Here is a 19,125-nt window from a genome sequence, read left to right as displayed (position 1 = left end):
AAGGTTCCAAACGCACAATAGCAGATTTTGGAAACCTTTTCAATAAATACTTAAGTAAAATTTAGTAAAAAGCAAAGTGATATTTTACTTCTGAATTTCTTCTTTGTAATCTCCATTTGGACAGACAACCTGTTTGCCACCTTTAACCTTCTTTTCAACAAGAAAATGCCCATCCTTAGGACAATTCCGTCCAATCGGTTTATCCCATGAAACAAAGTCACAATCTGGATAACGGGAACAACCATAGAAAGTTCGGTTCTTCTTTGATTTTCGTTCAACAACCGTCCCTTGGCCACATTTTGGACATGTAATTCCGGTATCTTTTACAATTGCCTTAGTATTTCGACAATTTGGGAAGCGAGAACATGCATAAAACTTACCATAACGACCCATTTTAATAACCATTGGAGCTCCACAAATTTCACAATCTGTTCCAGCAAGCTCATCTTTCATCTCAATCTTATCAACTTCTTCTTCAGCCGCATCAACTTCTTTTGAGAATGGTTGATAAAACTTATCAACAACATTAATCCAGTTCTGCTTACCTTCTTCAATCTCATCAAGTTTTCCTTCAATACCGGCAGTAAATTGGACATTGACAATATCAGGGAATTGTTTTTCAATAATTCGGTTGACTATTTCACCCAATTCAGTTGGCTCAAAGTGGCGTGATACAAGGCGAACATAATAACGGCGCTGAATCGTATCAAGAGTTGGGGCATAGGTTGATGGACGGCCAACGCCATTTTCTTCCAAGGTTTTAATAAGGGCTGCTTCTGTATAACGAGCAGGTGGTTGAGTAAAGTGCTGAGCTGGATCGTCCTTTATCATTTTCGCTTTGTCACCTTCAGTTAATTCTGGCAACAAGTTATCTTTTTCTGCTCCTCGCTTATATACCTTCGTAAACCCAGGGAACTTAACTTTAGATCCATTTGCGCGGAAATCGACCCCATTTTGCTGAAGGTTAACACTCATCGTATCAATTACTTCTGCAGTCATTTGACTAGCCACAAACCGTGACCAAATCAAATTATAAAGTTTATATTGGTCAGGAGTTAAATATTGCTTCATTTTAGCTGGGGTCCGATAGACCGAAGTTGGTCGAATTGCTTCATGAGCATCTTGTGCCCCTTCAGGTAATTTCCCCTTAACTGGCTTTATTGCAGCATATTCCGCTCCATAGTTTTCATGGATATAGTTAGACGCTTCATGCTTAGCAATTGAGGCCACCCGAGTTGAGTCCGTCCGCATATAGGTAATTAAACCAACCGGTGCCCCTTCTTTAATGTCGATTCCTTCATATAACATTTGGGCTGCCATCATTGTCTTTCGCGTTCGGAAGTTCAAACGACGGTTAGCATCCTGTTGCATGGTCGAAGTTGTATATGGTGGCTGTGGTTGCCGACGACGTTCTTTTTTTGTTACCTTAGTAACATCAAAATCTTTCTTTTTATCAATTTTAGAAAGAATTGCCTGGACATCATCATTATTCTTCAAGGAAACCTTTTTACCATTTTCACCGTAAAAACTAGCCTTGAATTCTTCTTTTCCCTTTTTGAAATCAGCATCAATTGTCCAGTATTCCTCTGGTTTAAAGTTCTTAATTTCATTTTCACGTTGAATAATCAAATAAAGAGCAACTGATTGAACACGACCAGCACTTAAACCCTTTTTAACTTTTTTCCATAAAATTGGGCTAATTGAATATCCAACTAATCGATCCAATACCCGTCGTGCCTGTTGGGCATCCACGAGATCCATATTAATTTCTCGAGGTTCCTTAAAAGCTTCTTTAACAGCATCCTTAGTAATTTCGTTAAAGGTAACCCGGTTTTTTTGATCATCATCAAGCTTTAAAATATTTGAAACATGCCAGGCAATTGCTTCCCCTTCACGGTCCGGGTCAGATGCAAGATATACGGCTTTTGCATTTTTAGCATCCTTTCGTAGTTCCTTAATTACATCACCCTTCCCCCGAATTGAAATATAGTCAGGGGTGTAGTCATTTTCAATATCTACTCCCATCCGGCTTTTTGGTAAGTCTCGAATATGGCCTAAACTAGCCACAACCTTATAGGACCGGCCTAAAAATTTACCGATTGTTTTTGCCTTTGATGGTGACTCCACGATCACCAGATTTTTTTTTATTTTTGAACGGCGACGAGTTGTCTTTTTTGCCGTTGATTTAGTTGTTTTGGTTGCCATTCTGGTAGGCTCCTAACATTTTTAATATTTCATTCAATAATATTATTAATCCATTTGACTACCATCTGTCAAATATAATCTCTAACTGAACAAAATATTTTAATCAACTTCTCACCAGAAATCAAGCCCTCGAAGTATACAGCCGAAACTCATCTAGCAGATCCTGGGCGCTGAGAATTGGTTTCGCACCAGCTGCGATTAAACTGTTACATCCTACTGATAAGGGAGCATCTATCCTTCCAGGAATAGCGCATACAGACCGATTTTCATCTAAGCCGATATTAGCCGTGATTAAACTCCCACTCCTTTTCTTTGCCTCGACAACCAAAATTACTTCGCTTAAACCTGCAATAATTCGGTTTCGCTCCGGGAAGTGGAAAGCCACCGGTGGTTCACCCCGCCCATACTCAGAGATTACTAATCCTTGTCTGGCAACCTCATCTTGAAGGGCCTGATGATTTCGTGGGTAAGCCTGATCTAAACCAGTCCCAATCACCCCAATAGTCGCCCCGCCATATTTTAGTGCAAGTTCATGGCTAAAACTATCTACTCCCTGCGCTAAACCACTGATTACTACTATTTGGCGTTTAATTACTGGGGGCAATAATCCTCGTAAAGCGCTCTGTCCATAATTAGTTACCTGCCTAGTGCCAACAACACCAATTGAAGGCTGATGGAGCAAACTTAGATTACCACGATAAAATAAAACCAAGGGCGGACAGTACGTTTCTTTCAGGGTGGTCGGATATAACGGATCCGCAATCGTAATAAACTTTTCCTGACTGTTTAAGGCTACCACTTGATCAAGCGCTGAACTTGTCCAGTTATTTTTCAATGACGATACACTTCGCAGGCTAACATTTGCGTGATCAATTAAATAGTCAATATTATTAAAGCATCGCGCTTGTTGAGCACACTCCCATAGACGATACTTTGAAACTAAACCAATTCCACGACATAAACTTAACCGTAATAGAAAATCATTTACTTGTAACATAAAAAAGCCTCCCTATATTTATATACGAAGGCTTTTTGAAAATGCATTTTTTAATTTAAATATTTTGGAACGGGATTAAAAGAACACCGGTGAATAGGAGTGGTCCCCAGTTTTTCTAAGCCGGCTAAATGTTCTTTCGTTCCATAACCCATATTTTGTGCAAAGCCATATCCTGGATAAACATAATCATAATCCCGCATTAAGTGATCCCGATATTCTTTTGCGACAATACTAGCTGCAGCAACACTAATACTCTTTTGATCCCCCTTAATTAAAGTTGTCTGGGGAATATCAATTGCTAACGGGACAGCATCAACAATCAGATGGTCTGGTCGATGGCGAAGGTGGTTAACTGCTCGAATCATTGCATCTTGGGTAGCCGCATAAATATTCATTTGATCAATCACTGGCGCATCATTCACCGCGATGCTAACCTCAACTGCCTCATCAACAATCCGTAAATATAAATTTTCCCGTTCATGTCTAGTTAATTGTTTAGAATCTGTTACCCCTATCAGATCAAAATCTGCATTTAGGATGACCGCACAAGTAACCACTGGCCCAGCCAATGGTCCTCTTCCTACTTCATCCATTCCGGCAATATACTGACATCCATTTTTCCAGTAGTACTTTTCGTATTTGAATCGCTTTTTGAACGCCTCTTCAGCTTCCTTATGCCGTGCAAGCCGGTGTTCAAATTGCTGAATTGCCGTTTGAACACCCTTACGCGAATCATCACGAATAGTTTGCAAGTAAGGATCAGTTGCATCTGTAATAGTTTGTAAACGGGCCTTAATTTGACTAATGGTTTCCTTATTCATTTAGTCCATCCTCATTTAGGTCAGCTGGTACTTCCAAAGTGATTGGTCCTAATTTTCCCTTTCGCAAGTCAAAAATCAACCGTTCACTAGCTCGATCATAATCATCACGAAAGCCCATTTTAGCAGTAATCGTTAATAGTAAATCCGGATTAGCAACCGATTCATCCAGATCTGCATCAGTTAAGTGGTAACGTTGCTTTAACACTTCTGGCTGATATTGCCGCAAGTAATCAAGGGCAAACAACGCTACATCATCCTTTGCGTATAAGCTATCTTTAATTGCCCCTGTTAAAGCCAACATTATCCCTTGTTTAGGAGTAGCAAATTTATGCCAAAGGACACCAGGAGTATCGAGCAATTCCAATTCCGAGGATGACCGTAGCCATTGTTGCCCAGTAGTAACACCGGGACGATTTCCTGTAGCTGCTACGTTCTTTTTTACCAAGTGATTTAAAAGGGTTGATTTCCCTACATTGGGAACTCCAACACACATTGCTCGAATTGGCCTCTTTTTCATTCCCTTGGCTTTTTCTTCTGCCAATTTATCTTTCAATATCTCTTTACTTTTAGCTGTTACAACTTTTGCCACGTTATTTTGCCGTGAATCAAGGGCAAGAACTGGTTGATTATGTTGCTTGAAGTAGTTAATCCATTCATTTAGGCGTTTCTGGTCTGCCAAATCCGTCTTTGTCATAATTAAAAGTTTTGGCTTTTCTCCTGCCGCTAGTGCCACTTCTGGATTTTGCGACGAATAAGGGACACGCGCATCAACTAGCTCAAATAAAATATCTACTAGTGGCATTTGCTCACGAATTTGTCGTAATGCTTTTGCCATGTGTCCTGGGAACCATTGAATTGTTGCCATTTGACTTTCTCCTTTTCTTTTCTAATTCATTGCATCAATATACCGTTGCCACGCTTCATCATAAATTGTCATTGATGGTAAATAGTTCGCATTTTCTTCTAAATAATGTGAAATTTCATCAAAATTTTCTGAATGCTTAGGAAAAGTACTATCCAAAAAAGCATTGTTTGCAAACTGTTGAACTTCATCTGCACTATTAGGGTTTCGTTGAGTCATTAAAAATTGATAAAAGCTCATTCTCATTTTTATTTCCTCCAAGTATTTATTTATTATTTGTTGGAACAGTGATTAAAAATTTAAACCGTCCTTCTTGCATATTAATTTCCTGCGCCGAATATTTAAGAGAACGGTGCTTACTATAACGATTAAGATCTAATAAAACCGTCTTCTTTTGTGGATTAATTGTGACCCATTTAGGAATATTATAATTCTTTGCAATGTAACCCATCACAAATTTGATCGGAATATTTAACCGTCCAACCGAAAGCCCCTTAGCACGCAACAAGACATTTCCGTTGTTTAACCGTTCAGGGATAAAGTTAATAGCAAATCGCACCTTAGCCCCTAGAAACTTAGTATTCCCTGTTAGCGTAGCGTACTGATCACCAACAATAAAATCATAACGAATTTTTTGGCCTTTTAGAAACTGATTCAGGTAGTTAGCAGCTAAAGCATTTACTTGTTTTTTATTTAATTCAACTGTCACCGATGAATCACTCGGTTTTACAGCTTTGCTCATCGTTGTGGCTGGCGTAGGAGCAGTCACTTTATTTAATACAACCCCACAACTAATTACAATCAGAGCTACTAAACAAAAAAAGGCCCACTTCCACCAATTAATCTTTTTTCCTTCAGAATTTTTCATTTTTACCTCCGTGTGAATTCCCAACTATCATGTTTTTGCATTACCTTAAACAATTGATCAGCAATTTTGACGTATCCCGTATGATTAGGATGAAAATTATCCTCTGTTGAAATATATTTATTAAGGTTCTTATCCTTATGATTCATAATTTCAATAACCCGCTTTTGACTTACCTGCCCTTGATTAGCCTTTTCTTCTTCCTTGATCAGCTGTTGTTGCTGACTCTTAGTCTGATATTGGCCGTATGACATCAACTTATCAATGTTCACAAAATACATTAACTTATAATTATTCATCGCATCTTGCGTAGTTTGGTTCCATTGATTAATTGACTGGTTAATGACTGTGACATCGGGAAAATAGGTATAGAAGGGATTATAAATGCTCATCACAAAAATTGGGGCCTTGGGATTTTCCTTTCGAACTGCATCAAATAGCTTAATCAATTTTTGTTGATAAGTTTTTTCACCGTTTTCAACACTCCTGGTAACTTGCCGTTCAGAACCCATTACGTTTTTTTCGAGGATCTGCATCAGGTCATTTCCACCAACAGTCATCGTAATTACATCCGCGCTCCTTAAATCACTGCGCAATTGAGCTTGCTGATTTAACCGATCAAGAATCTGGTCGGATCGATCTCCTGTGACCCCGTAATTTACGGTAGTAACCTTGGTTTGATGGTAATGATGTTCGATCTTCTCCTTTATTACCCCAACATACCCCCCATTATTATCTTCATCCCCCTGACCGTGAGTAAGGGAGTCACCTAAAGCAACCATCTTTACATTCTTCTTTTCAATGTACTTTGGTGTAACAACTTTTGAACTATTACTTGTTAAATTTCTCAAGTGGTTAACGGTATACCATCCCCCACCAATAATCAGAATAGTCAAAAGTGATAATAATAGCCATTTAGTCCACTTTTTCATCTATCTATAGTCCTTTATTTTAAAATTTTAAGAAGATAAAGGCTGGGAAAAATTTCCATTTTTCTCAGCCTCCACCTATTTTTATCAAAGATTATTCTGTATAGTATAGCAAACAACAAGCACCCATTCCAGTATGAGTTGCAATAATTGGTACTGTCTCGCGAATAGTAACATCAATATCTGGATAAAGTTCTTTTAGTTGTGCTAATAAGCGTTCTACTTCTTTGCCAGCATCGACATGCGAAATCCCAATTCGCTTAACTTTTGGTCCGCGAGCCATTTCATCTAAAATCTTATCCCATTCTTTATGAATTGATTTAATGCCCCGGCCTTTTGATTCAATATGAATCTGGCCATCATACACATGGAGCATGACCTTAATATTTAATAGATTAGAAATAGCCCCAGCAAATTTACTGATTCGTCCACCAGCAACTAAATTGTCAAGGTTGTCAATTGCTAAGTATAGTTCGGATTTACTAAGTACTTCTTTCATCTTAGCAATAGCATCTTCAACACTACCACCGTCTGCAATTACTTGGGCCGCTTCAATTATTTCAAAGCCCATCACTTGATCCGTAGATTGGGAATCATATACTGTAACTTTTGTCTTTGTCATTCCGGCCGCTTGTTCAGCCGCATGGATAGTCCCGCTAATTGATTCCATCATTGTAACGCATAATACTTCACTACCATCTTCGCCGAGCTTATCAAAGGCATCTACAAACTTTCCAATTGGTGGTTGTGAAGTCTTTGGTAGTGACTTAGCATTCTTCATCATTTCAGGGAACTGTTCGTTTGTAATTGTCTCACGTTCAACGTATACCGTTCCATCGATCATTACACTTAATGGTATAATTGTAATGTCATATTTTTTTATCTCTTCATCAGTTAATCCAGCTGATGAATCACAAACAATTTTTATTTTTGCCATGAAACTTACGCCTCTTCCTGAATAATTTGTGCTATAATTATCTAGTACTGAGAACTAGATAATTCATTTTAATTACTATTATACTCAATTTTATCTTAATTTGTAGGACCAATTACTATTTATTTAGTATAACAAAAATATTTTAAAAATTCATTGGTCTTTTGAAAGGGGTTTTTTGATGGATGCACAAAAAGAGACAAGAGATCGGCGTACCTTACTAATAGAAATTGGTAATGCAATTACTCATGGAATTGGGGCAGGATTATCGATTGCCGGCTTGATCTTATTAATTATCAGAGCTATTCATACCGGTAGTCCCATGAGAATTGTTACCTTTACTATTTACGGAAGTGCTTTAATTCTTTTTTACCTTTCGTCAACCTTATTTCATGCATTGATCTTTACACGGGCTAAAAGAGTTTTTCAAATCCTTGATCATTCAATGATTTTTGTTCTTATTGCCGCTACTTATACTCCCTATTGTTTAGTTAGTATTCGCGGTTGGTTAGGCTGGACAATTTTTGGTGTGATTTGGGGACTATCCGTTATTGGAATCGTATATAAATGTATTTGGTTAAAACATAAAAGTAAGTATTCAACAATTATTTACATTTTTATGGGGTGGCTATGTCTAGTGGCCTTCATGCCTCTCTGGCGTGCTCTTGGACCAGTTGGCTTTGGTTTACTTTTACTAGGCGGTCTTGCTTTTACTCTGGGCGCCCTCTTCTATAGCCGTCCAACTGCATATACCCATTTAATTTGGCATATTTTTGTTCTCATCGGAACGATATTAATGTACTTTTCAATTCTGTTATACGTTTAGCTCCCATTCTTCAAAGCGACAAATTAGTTGATCATCTTTTTCATAATTACTAGAATTCACTAAGTGCCAACGATCATAATCGATCGTTGGCATTTTTGTGTCCCCAACAATTTGTTTATTTATTACGGTTCTTGTTAGTTTTGTCGCCAGTGGGAGTAATTGTTGATAGATCATTGCCCCACCGATTACAAAATACTCGTCTGGATTTAAGTTTAGATATTCTTTCAGTGCTGTTAAAGAATGAACAATCTTAACCCCTCTAACATCTATATCCTGACTGGTAAGCACAATATTTTCCCGCTTAGGCAATGGTTTATTTCTAAGGGAGGCAAAAGTTTTTCGCCCCATTATAATTGGGTGATTAGTAGTCTTTGTTTTAAAATGCTTCATATCGGCAGAAACATGCCACGGAATTGTATTATCTTTGCCGATCCACCCATTTAAATCTTCTGCCCAAATTAAATTTAGCTCACTCATCTTGAACCACTCCTTTTAAACTGCTACAGGAGCCTTGATGGCAGGCTCATGAGTATAACCTTCTAACTTAATATCACTCATTTCATATTGATCAATTGGTTTTGGTTCGGCAGGTAAAATCAATTTAGGAGCCTCATGAGGTGTTCTTGTCAATTGTTCTTTAACTTGATCAAGATGGTTCAGATAAATGTGAGCATCCCCTAATGTATGGACAAACTCACCAGGCTTTAGGCCACATTGATGAGCAATCATATGCGTCAGTAGAGCATAACTAGCAATATTGAATGGTACACCTAAAAAGATGTCGGCGCTTCGTTGATAGAGCTGACAACTAAGCTTTCCATCATTAACATAAAATTGGAACATTGTATGGCATGGAGGAAGCGCCATTGAAGGAACATCTTCTGGGTTCCAAGCTGAAACAATCATCCGCCGTGAATCAGGGGTAGTTTTAATCTGATGGATAACGTTAGCAATTTGATCAATTGTATCGCCCTGACTTGTCTTCCATTTCCGCCACTGACTTCCATAAACCAGTCCTAAGTTACCATATTTTTGAGCAAAATCATCATCTTCAAGAATTCGCTGACAAAAAGCTTTCTTTTCTTGAAGATAGAGCTTCTTAAACTCTGGATCTTTCAGCCAGCGATGACCAAAGTCCGTCATGTCTGGGCCTTGATATTCATCACTTTCCACCCACTTTTTAAACGCCCATTCATCCCAGATATGATTCTTATGTTGAAGTAAGAAACGAATATTAGTGTCACCTCGTAAAAACCATAGTAATTCACTCTTAATCAAGCCAAATGGGACTTTCTTGGTAGTTAAAATAGGAAAACCTTTGTTTAGGTCAAACCGCATCTGATATCCAAAAACAGATTTAGTACCTGTCCCCGTCCGATCGCTCTTTTGATGTCCATTCGCTAACACATAACGAATTAAGTCCAAATATTGCTCTTCATTTACATTTGTTGCCATCGTTATTTATCCCTCCCTTTACTCGTCAACGTATGTGCTTAAATACTCCCAACGAGCTGTCTTTTCATCAATTTTTTCTTGGATTTCATTTAACTGCTTTTGTAACTTAGCAATTTTCGTATAATCACTTGCTGCTTCAGCCATTTCATTTTCTAATTGCTGGTGCTGTTGATCAAGGGCATCTAATTCTTCATCAATATGATCCCACTCGAGTTGTTCAGCATAAGTAAGCTTTGTTTTTTCTTTTTTGGCTGAGTCTTGTTCACTTATCTTCTTTTTAGCATTGGCCTTTTGATCATTTTTGACCTCTTTAGCTTTATCTGCTGCTTCTTTTTTAGCAGTTAAATAATCAGTAAACCGTCCCGTATAACGCTCAATATCTCCATTTCCGTTGAAGACTAGCAAATTATCAGCCACTTTATCTAAGAAATAGCGATCATGAGAAACCGTAATTACGGTCCCTGCAAAATTATCTAAATAATCTTCAAGAACTGTTAATGTTCCAATATCAAGGTCATTAGTCGGTTCATCTAACAATAGGACATTGGGCTGCTGCATTAAGATCTTCAAGAGGTATAACCGTCGCTTTTCACCCCCGGAAAGTTTTCTAATCAAAGTACCGTGCATAAAACGTGGAAATAAGAAGCGCTCTAATAACTGGGTAACACTTAGCTTATTTCCATCCTTATCAGTAACATTATCGGCAATTTCAGATAAGAAACTGATCATCCGCTTATCATTATCAATTCCTTCTGTTTGCTGAGTATAATATCCTAACTTAACGGTTTCTCCAATCTTAAGGACACCACTATCTAATGGGACACGTTGGGCAATCACATTTAATAGGCTGGTCTTACCCGCCCCGTTTTCTCCAGTAATCCCAATTCGATCACCTGCTTGAACAAGCCAATTGAAGTCATGGAGAATTTGGTGATTATCAAATTTTAAGTTGGCATCCTTAAATTGAATAACATCTTTTCCTAGCCGTTGTGAACCAAGATTGATAGCAATATCTTCATCAGTTTTAAGGTTCCCAATTTTTCCTTCTAATTCGTGGAAACGATTGATCCGTCCCTTTTGTTTTGTAGAACGGGCCTTTGCACCTGTCCGCATCCAGGCTAATTCTTTCTTATATAACTGTTGATTCTTTTTCTCAGTATCCTTAGCTAACTCTACTCGTTCCGCCTTTTTCGCTACAAAGTCCTGATAATTTCCCTCGTAGTGATAAAGTTTACCAAAAGATAGTTCCCAGATATGATTCGTTATTTGATCAAGGAAGTAGCGATCATGGGTAACAACAAGGACAGCTCCCTTATAACTGCGAAGGAAATCCTGGAGCCAAACTACCGAATCAAGGTCTAAGTGGTTAGTCGGTTCATCGAGTAATAAGAGGTCTGGTTGTTGAATCAAGACTTGCGCTAACCCAACCCGTTTCTTTTGCCCTCCAGAAAGTTGAGCAATTTTTTGACTTACATCTTTTATCTTTAATTGGGTCAGAATCGTTTTTACCCGGCTATCCGCTTCCCATGCATCTTCTTGGTCCATCCGTGCCTGCATTTTTGTGTACCGGTCGATTGCCTGTGGATCTTCTGGGTGTTTTGTAAAGCGTTCAAGAGCCAACTCATATTGACGAATTGTTTCAAAGACTGGTTGTTTACCTTCAAAAACAGCTTCCATAATTGTCCTATTTTCATCAAGTTCAGGCTGCTGCTTTAAATAACCGATCGTATAATCATTAGGTTTAGTAATCTGACCGCCGCCTTCTGGGTTTACTTCGCCACTAATTACGTTGAGAAGACTTGTTTTTCCACTCCCATTAACACCAATCAGTCCGATTCGATCATTTTCATTGATAATAAACGAAATATTATCAAATAAGGTCTTTTCACCGTATGTGCTAGTTAGACCCTCTGCACGCATTGTTTGCATATTATCCCTCTTTCGTTATCTCTTCTACTTTTTTTAATAAGGTGGTTGCGTCATTAGCTATTTCACCATTTACCACTGCTAGCGTTAATTGCTGAAGAATCTTCCCCATCAATGGTCCCGGTTTTACGCCTGCTTTAGTAATTAATACTCGACCATCAATTGCTAATTCTTTAGCGTTTTTAATTGGTAACTTTTGATAAGCTTTTTGCAATTCTTCATCATTAATTGCCCATCCATATAACTTAGCTACTTGGTTAGCATCATGGAGGGCTGTTTCACCGGTATTAAACATTAGCGATGGCGTAAGCGTACGTTGGCGAATTGCTTGGACTGCTGGAACTACTTTTTTGACCTGGGCAATTAAATCATTTGCTGTCTTCCACTTCTTTAAGAATTTACCAATTTCTTTTTGATCAAGCTGAAGTTGTAAGCTTAAAACTGACCACAATTGAGCCTCATTTTCCAAATGCCATTGGTTAAGGATTAGCAACGCAGACAAAGCATCTTGGGCATTTTCCAATCCTGGACAATAGTAGTATAATCCGGTCGCAATAAAATCTTTTAAGCCGGCTACTGGATTTTGACCTAGTAATAGTTTTTCCAACTCAACTCGGATTCGTTCAACTGCAATTTTTTCTAATAATGGTGCATTTTCTTTAATCCCTTTTAATGTTGCAGTATCAATGACAAAATCAAGTTTACTGGCAAAACGCACGGCCCGCATCATCCGTAAAGCGTCTTCGTGAAAACGTTCATTAGGGTTACCAACCGCTTTAATAAGATGTTTTTGGAGGTCTTCTAATCCATTGAACAGGTCAATTACTTCCCCATCTTCGCGTAGTGCGAGAGCATTAATTGTGAAGTCACGACGCTGTAAATCTTCGCTTAATGAACGAACAAAAGTCACTTTATCAGGGCGACGATAGTCCTGGTAACCTGACTCGGTTCTAAAAGTAGTGGTTTCATATCCAGTTCCATGGTCAAGAATCATAACTGTACCATGTTCAATTCCGGTGTCCACGGTATGGTTAAAAATCGTCTTTATTTCACTAGGGTAAGCACTCGTTGCTATATCTATATCATGAATCTCATCATGCAAGATAGTGTCACGGACACAACCGCCAACAAAATATGCTTCATAGCCAGCGTCCTCTATTTTCTGCAAGACAGGGCGTGCTGGTTCAAATATAGCTGGTAATTGTTTTATTTTCATTTAATCATGTCCTCATTTTGATAATCAAAGTTGATTATAACAAATTAATTTACTACTAAAAAGAGACGGGAAGCGTAAAGAACGGTTAAAATCGTTAACGTTTCCTGTCTCATTTAAATTAAAAATTATTTGTAATCTTCATATTGGTCATAGAGATCTTGCATTTCAGTGTCTGTTGGAACTAACCGGAGATAGTGTTCCAATTCATCCATTAACTTATCAGTTTCACCAGTTTCGCGGTAGTAATTAATTAGTTCTTTTAAGAATGTTGGATTTTCACTATAAGCCGGTAAAGCAGCTTCATAATATTTTCCGGCTAATTCAAGCTGATCAGTTCGTTGATATGACCGTGCTAGATTCCAATATAATTGTGGATCAGTTTCATCTTCTTTTACCAATGGACTTAAAAGCTTAATATTTGCCTCATCATCGTGTTGGTGAAGCAAGAAATTACTATATTGCAAAGTGATCGTCATATTCTCTGGATCAAGTTCATGCGCCTTTACCAAGTATTTCTTCATTAACTTTTGATCGCCAAGGTGACTGGTAATTTCAGCCGCTAGTGAATAAAGGTATTCATTATATTGATCAACACTGAGCCCTTCTTGAACAACTCGTAATGCTTGCTGATACTTATTTTCCTTTTCATACGCCTTTGCTAGTTCAGGATAAGCAGATGCATATTGGTTATCATCATTGATAAGATCCTCTAAAGTTTTTATTGCCTTTTCAGTATCTCCTAATTGGAGTTGGGTCAATCCCTTTTGGAAACGAATATCACTAGTCTGGTATTCCGGTTTAACCTGATCGAAGTATCCTAAAGCCTTCTTAAATTGACCGCTCTGAGCGTAACAGATACCTAGACGTCCAGCAATATCAACTTTCGCAAAGTCAGTATACCCATTTTTAATTAGTTGGAAGTAATATTGGATTGCTTCAGAATATTGACCAACCATAAAATAAAATTCACCGAGTGCAAATTCAACAGCCGGTTCATCTGGAGCCAATGCATAAGCTTCTTTTAACTTGTCCTCCGTTACTTCAAATTCTTCCTCAGTTTGATATAAATCAGCCGCAACCAGTAATGATTGAACATAAGCCGGCGAGTTCGGATTAATCTGGGCCAAGTAGGATAAAGCTTCGTCATTATGTCCCTCATCAATCGCAATCGTCGCTAAGTTAGTCTTTAATTCATCTTCATCTGGATAACGATCTAATAATTTTAAGTAAATCGTCCGTGCTTGTTGAAGAAAACCCAATGCATATAATTCTTCAGCAAGGCTAAATAACATATCATCATCATCATTAATCAGTGCAAGTTTAAATGAGTTTTGGGCTTCTTTTAACTTCCCTGCTTCTAATTGATCAAGCATTTGTTCTGAGTAGGTCATATTATGCCCTCCTTTTACTATCACTTTTAAATATATCACAATCGATGATTTTAAGCATTGAACACGACTTTAAAAAGAAAAGAGACTGGGAAGAACAAATTCTTTCCTAGTCTCTCCTAACATTTAACTGTTAATTACTTAACAGCGTCCTTTAAAGCTTTACCAGGCTTGAATGCTGGTACCTTGCTTGCAGGAATGTTGATTTCTTCTCCAGTTTGTGGGTTGCGGCCCTTACGTGCAGCACGTTGACGTACTTCGAAGTTACCGAAGCCAATCAATTGAACCTTTTCACCCTTAGCTAAAGATGCTTGAATTGAACTGAAAACAGCATCTACAGCTGCAGTAGCATCCTTCTTGGTTAAGCCAGTTGCAGTAGCAACATTGCTTACTAATTCTGCTTTGTTTGCCATGTTGTTTCACCTCCCACAAATAACGAGAGTGTTAAACTCACGTCTGTGAATGTTAATTTTGAGTGGTCCAAAATTAACGAAATAACTACGAGAAGTTCGTATCATTTCATTGTTAAGATTAGCATAGTGAAAGCCTGCTGACAAGCGGTTTTCACAACTTCTATCCGCATTTTTAATGTTTTTTCATTTTACAATGAATTCTTTAACTTTTACTGTCGTTGGCGTTTGATTAAATGAATCGGGGTACCAGAAAAGTCAAAAGCCTTCCGAATTTGGTTTTCCAAATAACGCTCATAGGAAAAATGCATTAACTCTGGATCATTAACAAAGATAACAAACGTTGGTGGCTCAGTTACAACCTGTGTCCCATAGTATACTCGTAAACGCCGACCATTTTGTGTTGGAGTCGGATTGGCAGCAATTGCATCCATTAAAACATCATTTAAGACGGCCGATTGAATCCGTTGACGATGATGTTGATATACTTCTTCGATTAATCCAGGTAATTGATTTAATCGTTGCTTTGTCTTTGCTGAAACGAAAACAATTGGTGCATAACTGAGATACTGAAATTCTTGCCGAATCAAATTGGTGAAGTCAGTCATCGTTCGGTGGTCTTTTTCTTTTAATGTATCCCACTTATTGACAACGATAATAACCCCACATCCTGCTTCGTGGGCATATCCAGCAATATGCTTATCTAATTCGCGAATACCTTCTTCTGCATTTAGGACAACAAGTACAACATCACTATCATCAATTGCTCGCATAGAACGCATTAATGAATAACGCTCTGTATTTTCGTAAATTTTTCCTTTTTTACGGATTCCAGCAGTATCAACCATTGTAAATTTTTGTCCATCTGCTGTTTCAAATTGAGTATTAATGGCATCACGAGTGGTTCCTGCAACGTTAGATACAATTACTCGGTTCTCACCTAAAATTGCATTAACTAGTGATGATTTACCTACATTAGGACGTCCTATAAAGCTAAAGTGAATAGAGTCATCTTCATCATTAGCGGCGTTCTCAGGAAACTCTTTAATAACAGCATCCAAAAGGTCACCCATTCCAATACCGTGAACACTTGAAACTGCATACGGCTCACCTAAACCAAGGGAATAATAATCATAAACATCACTACGCCGTTCTGGATTATCGACTTTATTAACAGCTAGAACCACTGGTTTATTAGAGCGATATAAAATTCGTGCTACTTGTTCATCAGCATCAGTCACTCCATTTTCTACATCGACAACAAAGATTATTACATCCGCTTCATCAATAGCAACTTCTGCTTGTTGACGAATTTGTGTTAATAATGGTTGATCTGATATTTCAATCCCACCAGTATCAATCATGCTAAAATGTTTTCCTAACCATTCAGCATGAGCATAAATACGATCTCGAGTAACACCAGGAGTGTCTTCCACAATTGAAATTCGTTCTCCTGCAATACGATTGAATAATGTTGATTTTCCAACGTTTGGACGACCAACAACTGCCACGATTGGATTTGCCAATCTTTCCACCTTCTTTCATTTTATTTTAAATGATTAAAGAGGAAGTAACAATCATGTCACTTCCCCCTTAAAAGATAATTAATTTAAGAAACTAGTTCCGTAGGTCCTTAAGCTTGTCACCAATTAAGTCACCCATTGAGAAGCCACTTTCTTCTTCTGGAGCATTGTTCATGAAGCTCCGGTTATTATTGTTACGACGTGAACGACGACGACCACGGTAGTTTTCACCATTGTTATTGTTGTTTTCGTCTTCCTTTGGACGTTCTTCAAGAGCCTTCATTGATAAGCCAAGACGTTGATGCTCAGGATCAACATTGATTACCTTAACTTGAACTTCTTGACCTGGCTTAAGAACATCTGCAGGTGTAGCAATATGCTTATGTGAGATTTGTGAAATGTGAACTAAACCTTCAACACCAGGGAATACTTCAACGAAAGCACCAAAGCTAGTTAAACGCTTAACAGTACCAGTTAATACACTGTCTACTGGAGCCTTATCTTCAATATCATCCCATGGTCCTGGTAAAGTTTGCTTAATGGATAATGAAATTCGTTCACGTTCAGGATCCACACTCAATACCTTAACCTTAACATCTTGACCAGCAGTCAATACATCAGAAGGTTTGTCAACGTGATCGTATGAAATTTCAGAAACGTGAACTAATCCATCAACGCCGCCGAGGTCAATAAATGCACCAAAATTAGTCATTCGTGCAACTTTACCTTCAACAACATCGCCTGGTTGTAATTCAGCAAATACCTTTTCAGCAGCCTTTTCGTGTTGAGCTTGAATAATTTCCTTGTGTGAAAGAATCAAACGGTTTTCGCTTGGTTCGATTTCAACAATCTTAAATTCAAGTTCTTGACCCTTAAATTGATTAAGGTCTTCAACATAGTGATCAGTAATCATTGAAGCAGGGACGAAGCCACGAACTCCAGCATCAACGACTAATCCACCCTTAACGGCTTGGGTGACTTTGGCGGTAATGTGTTCACCTTCATCAAATTTCTTTTGAATGTCATCCCATACCTTACGGGCTTCAAGACGACGGTGAGAAAGAAGGTAGCTACCATTTTCCTTATCGTTACCGATTTTAGAAATGACAACTAATTCTAATTCGTCACCTACTTTTACAGCATCATTGATGTCTTCAACTGGCTTGGTTGATAATTCCTTAGCAGGGACGACACCTTCAACCCCTGCATCTTTAATACCAACGATAGCTTGACGATCGTCATCGATTGCCAAAACTTCACCCTTGACAACATCGCCCACCTTAACTTGTTCAATGCTATCAAGTGCTTCTAACATATCGTTTTTATTTTCGTTGTTTTCAGCCATTAAAAAAAATCCTCCTTGCAACAATCAACTCTAAATTATATTTTACTAAAATTTATTTCACATTTCCAGTATTTAGGCTAATTCATCTTGTGTTTTTTTAATTATTTTACTGATTTCGTTTACAACTTCATCAATTGTCATATTTGTTGTATCCAATTTGATTGCATCGGGCGCTTGTGTAAGAGGTGAAACTTTTCGCGTTGAATCTTTTTTATCCCTTAATTCAATTGCTTTTTGTAATTCTTCAAGCGACGCTGTATTAATCCTCTTTGCTTGGTTTTCAGCATATCGTCGTCGCGCCCGTTCATAAGCACTCGCTACCATGAATACTTTTACTGGTGCTTGTGGCAAAACAGTTGTACCAATATCCCGTCCATCCATCACAATTCCACCATTTTCAGCAATTTTCCGCTGTTGCTTAGTCATCTCTTCGCGAACAGCTGGAATTGCCGCCACAGCAGATACATTTGCCGCTACTTTCGGCAACCGGATGTCATGAGTCACTTCCTTACCATCTAAGAAAACTCTTTGTTCGGTTTTACCGGGTTCAAAATCAATTTTTATTTGCCGAGCAATTTCAGCAACCCTTTCATCATCTCTAGGGTCAATATCCTTATTTAATGCTTCTAATGTAACTGCCCGGTACATTGCACCGGTATCACAATAAATATAATTAAATTTTTTTGCTACTAATTTGGCTACCGTACTCTTTCCTGCTGAGGCCGGACCATCAATTGCTACTTGCAATCTCTTACACATTATTAGTTATTCACTCCTCTATTTTTAATTCAATACACTACTTTACCAGAAAATTACTGCCGATACTCTATTTTAACGATAACGATTTGTGTTTTCTGTATTATTATAGCGATTATAGGTTTGGTTATTATTATAACGCTGTTGATAGCTACTATAGCGATTAGCAGTAGTCCGGTTTTGATACCCATTACCGTAACGATAACTACTACTATACCGATAATAGCTACTACTGCTTTGCGGAGCACTGTAACTTTGGCTGGTTTGCATCGAACTTGATTCTTCAATACTTGAAGAAGAGGATTTACTACTGCTTACACTAGATTCCTTCTTTGAGTGCTCACTAGAGGTACTCGAACTGTGAGACTCTTTTTTTTTACTGTTTTCAGAACTGGTAGCTACTTGTTCAGTCTTTACCGGATGATTAAAGGACTGTTTATTATTAATCCAATAAATAAGTGGTGTAGCAGCAAGAATAATAATTAACACGATTAAGATCGTAGTAATCATTGAATTATGGGATCGTTGCTTACGATGTTCTGTTCGTGACAAATGGCCGTCACTATCAAGGTCTTCGTTATCTGTAAATTTTTTATCCCATAATTCATCATTAGCCCGTCGGCTCTCTTTCCGTTCCTCACTCAAAGTAATCATGCCTCCTTATTTT

The 19,125-nt window shown here is 38.1% G+C and carries 19 protein-coding genes; 1 reads left to right on the top strand and 18 read right to left on the bottom strand.

The annotated features are described in order from the left end of the window. Nucleotides 1-84: 84 nt before the first annotated feature. The 8 genes from topA to fakB form a co-directional block, all read right to left on the bottom strand. The gene (gene topA / locus H5R88_RS05400) at nucleotides 85-2,205 is read right to left on the bottom strand and encodes a type I DNA topoisomerase (protein WP_182579078.1); all 2,121 of its coding nucleotides are present in this window, start codon (nucleotides 2,203-2,205) and stop codon (nucleotides 85-87) included. Between the two features lie 121 nt (nucleotides 2,206-2,326). Continuing rightward, nucleotides 2,327-3,202 (bottom strand): DNA-processing protein DprA, encoded by an 876-nt coding sequence (gene dprA / locus H5R88_RS05395; protein ID WP_182600430.1) that lies wholly within the window; start codon nucleotides 3,200-3,202, stop codon nucleotides 2,327-2,329. Nucleotides 3,203-3,252: 50 nt separating this feature from the next. After that, nucleotides 3,253-4,023 carry a ribonuclease HII gene (gene rnhB, locus H5R88_RS05390; RefSeq protein WP_182579076.1) on the bottom strand — a complete coding sequence of 257 codons (771 nt, stop codon included), beginning with the start codon at nucleotides 4,021-4,023 and terminating at the stop codon, nucleotides 3,253-3,255. Beyond that, nucleotides 4,016-4,888 (bottom strand): ribosome biogenesis GTPase YlqF, encoded by an 873-nt coding sequence (ylqF, locus tag H5R88_RS05385; RefSeq protein WP_182579075.1) that lies wholly within the window; start codon nucleotides 4,886-4,888, stop codon nucleotides 4,016-4,018. The genes rnhB and ylqF overlap by 8 nt, the downstream gene beginning before the upstream one ends. A 21-nt stretch (nucleotides 4,889-4,909) precedes the next feature. Next, nucleotides 4,910-5,131, bottom strand: a complete 222-nt coding sequence (locus H5R88_RS05380; protein ID WP_182600429.1) for a YozE family protein — start codon at nucleotides 5,129-5,131, stop codon at nucleotides 4,910-4,912. A 19-nt stretch (nucleotides 5,132-5,150) separates the two neighbouring features. Further along, nucleotides 5,151-5,753: a YpmS family protein gene (locus H5R88_RS05375; protein ID WP_182600428.1), complete on the bottom strand. Its 603-nt coding sequence runs from the start codon at nucleotides 5,751-5,753 to the stop codon at nucleotides 5,151-5,153. A 2-nt stretch (nucleotides 5,754-5,755) separates the two neighbouring features. After that, nucleotides 5,756-6,682: an SGNH/GDSL hydrolase family protein gene (locus H5R88_RS05370; protein ID WP_182579072.1), complete on the bottom strand. Its 927-nt coding sequence runs from the start codon at nucleotides 6,680-6,682 to the stop codon at nucleotides 5,756-5,758. A gap of 91 nt (nucleotides 6,683-6,773) precedes the next feature. Next, complete coding sequence (fakB, locus tag H5R88_RS05365) at nucleotides 6,774-7,616, bottom strand: fatty acid kinase binding subunit FakB (protein WP_182579071.1); 843 nt, start codon at nucleotides 7,614-7,616, stop codon at nucleotides 6,774-6,776. Nucleotides 7,617-7,794: 178 nt separating this feature from the next. Here fakB and trhA point away from each other — a divergent pair, with 178 nt between their 5' ends. Then, the gene (gene trhA, locus H5R88_RS05360) at nucleotides 7,795-8,439 is read left to right on the top strand and encodes a PAQR family membrane homeostasis protein TrhA (protein WP_182600427.1); all 645 of its coding nucleotides are present in this window, start codon (nucleotides 7,795-7,797) and stop codon (nucleotides 8,437-8,439) included. Here the strand turns inward: trhA and H5R88_RS05355 are convergent. The 10 genes from H5R88_RS05355 to H5R88_RS05310 form a co-directional block, all read right to left on the bottom strand. Then, complete coding sequence (locus H5R88_RS05355; protein WP_182600426.1) at nucleotides 8,428-8,916, bottom strand: dihydrofolate reductase; 489 nt, start codon at nucleotides 8,914-8,916, stop codon at nucleotides 8,428-8,430. The two genes, trhA and H5R88_RS05355, sit on opposite strands and share 12 nt — an antisense overlap. A gap of 15 nt (nucleotides 8,917-8,931) precedes the next feature. Further along, the gene (locus H5R88_RS05350; RefSeq protein ID WP_182579068.1) at nucleotides 8,932-9,894 is read right to left on the bottom strand and encodes a thymidylate synthase; all 963 of its coding nucleotides are present in this window, start codon (nucleotides 9,892-9,894) and stop codon (nucleotides 8,932-8,934) included. Between the two features lie 18 nt (nucleotides 9,895-9,912). Beyond that, entirely contained in the window at nucleotides 9,913-11,823 is a 1,911-nt protein-coding gene (locus tag H5R88_RS05345; protein ID WP_182600425.1) for an ABC-F family ATP-binding cassette domain-containing protein, read from the bottom strand. A gap of 1 nt (nucleotide 11,824) precedes the next feature. Continuing rightward, nucleotides 11,825-13,036, bottom strand: coding sequence for a CCA tRNA nucleotidyltransferase (locus H5R88_RS05340; protein WP_182600424.1), 1,212 nt, complete (start codon nucleotides 13,034-13,036; stop codon nucleotides 11,825-11,827). A gap of 125 nt (nucleotides 13,037-13,161) precedes the next feature. Next, a complete protein-coding gene (locus tag H5R88_RS05335; protein ID WP_182600423.1) occupies nucleotides 13,162-14,427 on the bottom strand; it encodes a tetratricopeptide repeat protein in 1,266 nt (421 codons plus the stop codon). 134 nt (nucleotides 14,428-14,561) lie between these two features. Further along, complete coding sequence (gene hbs / locus H5R88_RS05330) at nucleotides 14,562-14,837, bottom strand: non-specific DNA-binding protein Hbs (RefSeq protein WP_003666054.1); 276 nt, start codon at nucleotides 14,835-14,837, stop codon at nucleotides 14,562-14,564. A gap of 209 nt (nucleotides 14,838-15,046) precedes the next feature. Then, complete coding sequence (gene der / locus H5R88_RS05325) at nucleotides 15,047-16,360, bottom strand: ribosome biogenesis GTPase Der (protein WP_182600422.1); 1,314 nt, start codon at nucleotides 16,358-16,360, stop codon at nucleotides 15,047-15,049. Between the two features lie 91 nt (nucleotides 16,361-16,451). Continuing rightward, the gene (gene rpsA / locus H5R88_RS05320) at nucleotides 16,452-17,702 is read right to left on the bottom strand and encodes a 30S ribosomal protein S1 (RefSeq protein WP_182579063.1); all 1,251 of its coding nucleotides are present in this window, start codon (nucleotides 17,700-17,702) and stop codon (nucleotides 16,452-16,454) included. A gap of 72 nt (nucleotides 17,703-17,774) precedes the next feature. Beyond that, nucleotides 17,775-18,461 (bottom strand): (d)CMP kinase, encoded by a 687-nt coding sequence (gene cmk / locus H5R88_RS05315; protein WP_182600421.1) that lies wholly within the window; start codon nucleotides 18,459-18,461, stop codon nucleotides 17,775-17,777. 72 nt (nucleotides 18,462-18,533) lie between these two features. Next, nucleotides 18,534-19,103, bottom strand: a complete 570-nt coding sequence (locus tag H5R88_RS05310; protein ID WP_182579061.1) for a LysM domain-containing protein — start codon at nucleotides 19,101-19,103, stop codon at nucleotides 18,534-18,536. Between the last annotated feature and the right edge of the window lie 22 nt (nucleotides 19,104-19,125).

It is taken from the genome of Limosilactobacillus agrestis, from assembly GCF_014145585.1.
Classification (GTDB): domain Bacteria; phylum Bacillota; class Bacilli; order Lactobacillales; family Lactobacillaceae; genus Limosilactobacillus; species Limosilactobacillus agrestis.
Note: the sequence above shows the minus strand (reverse complement) of the source record. Positions and strands in the feature narration are given on the sequence as shown.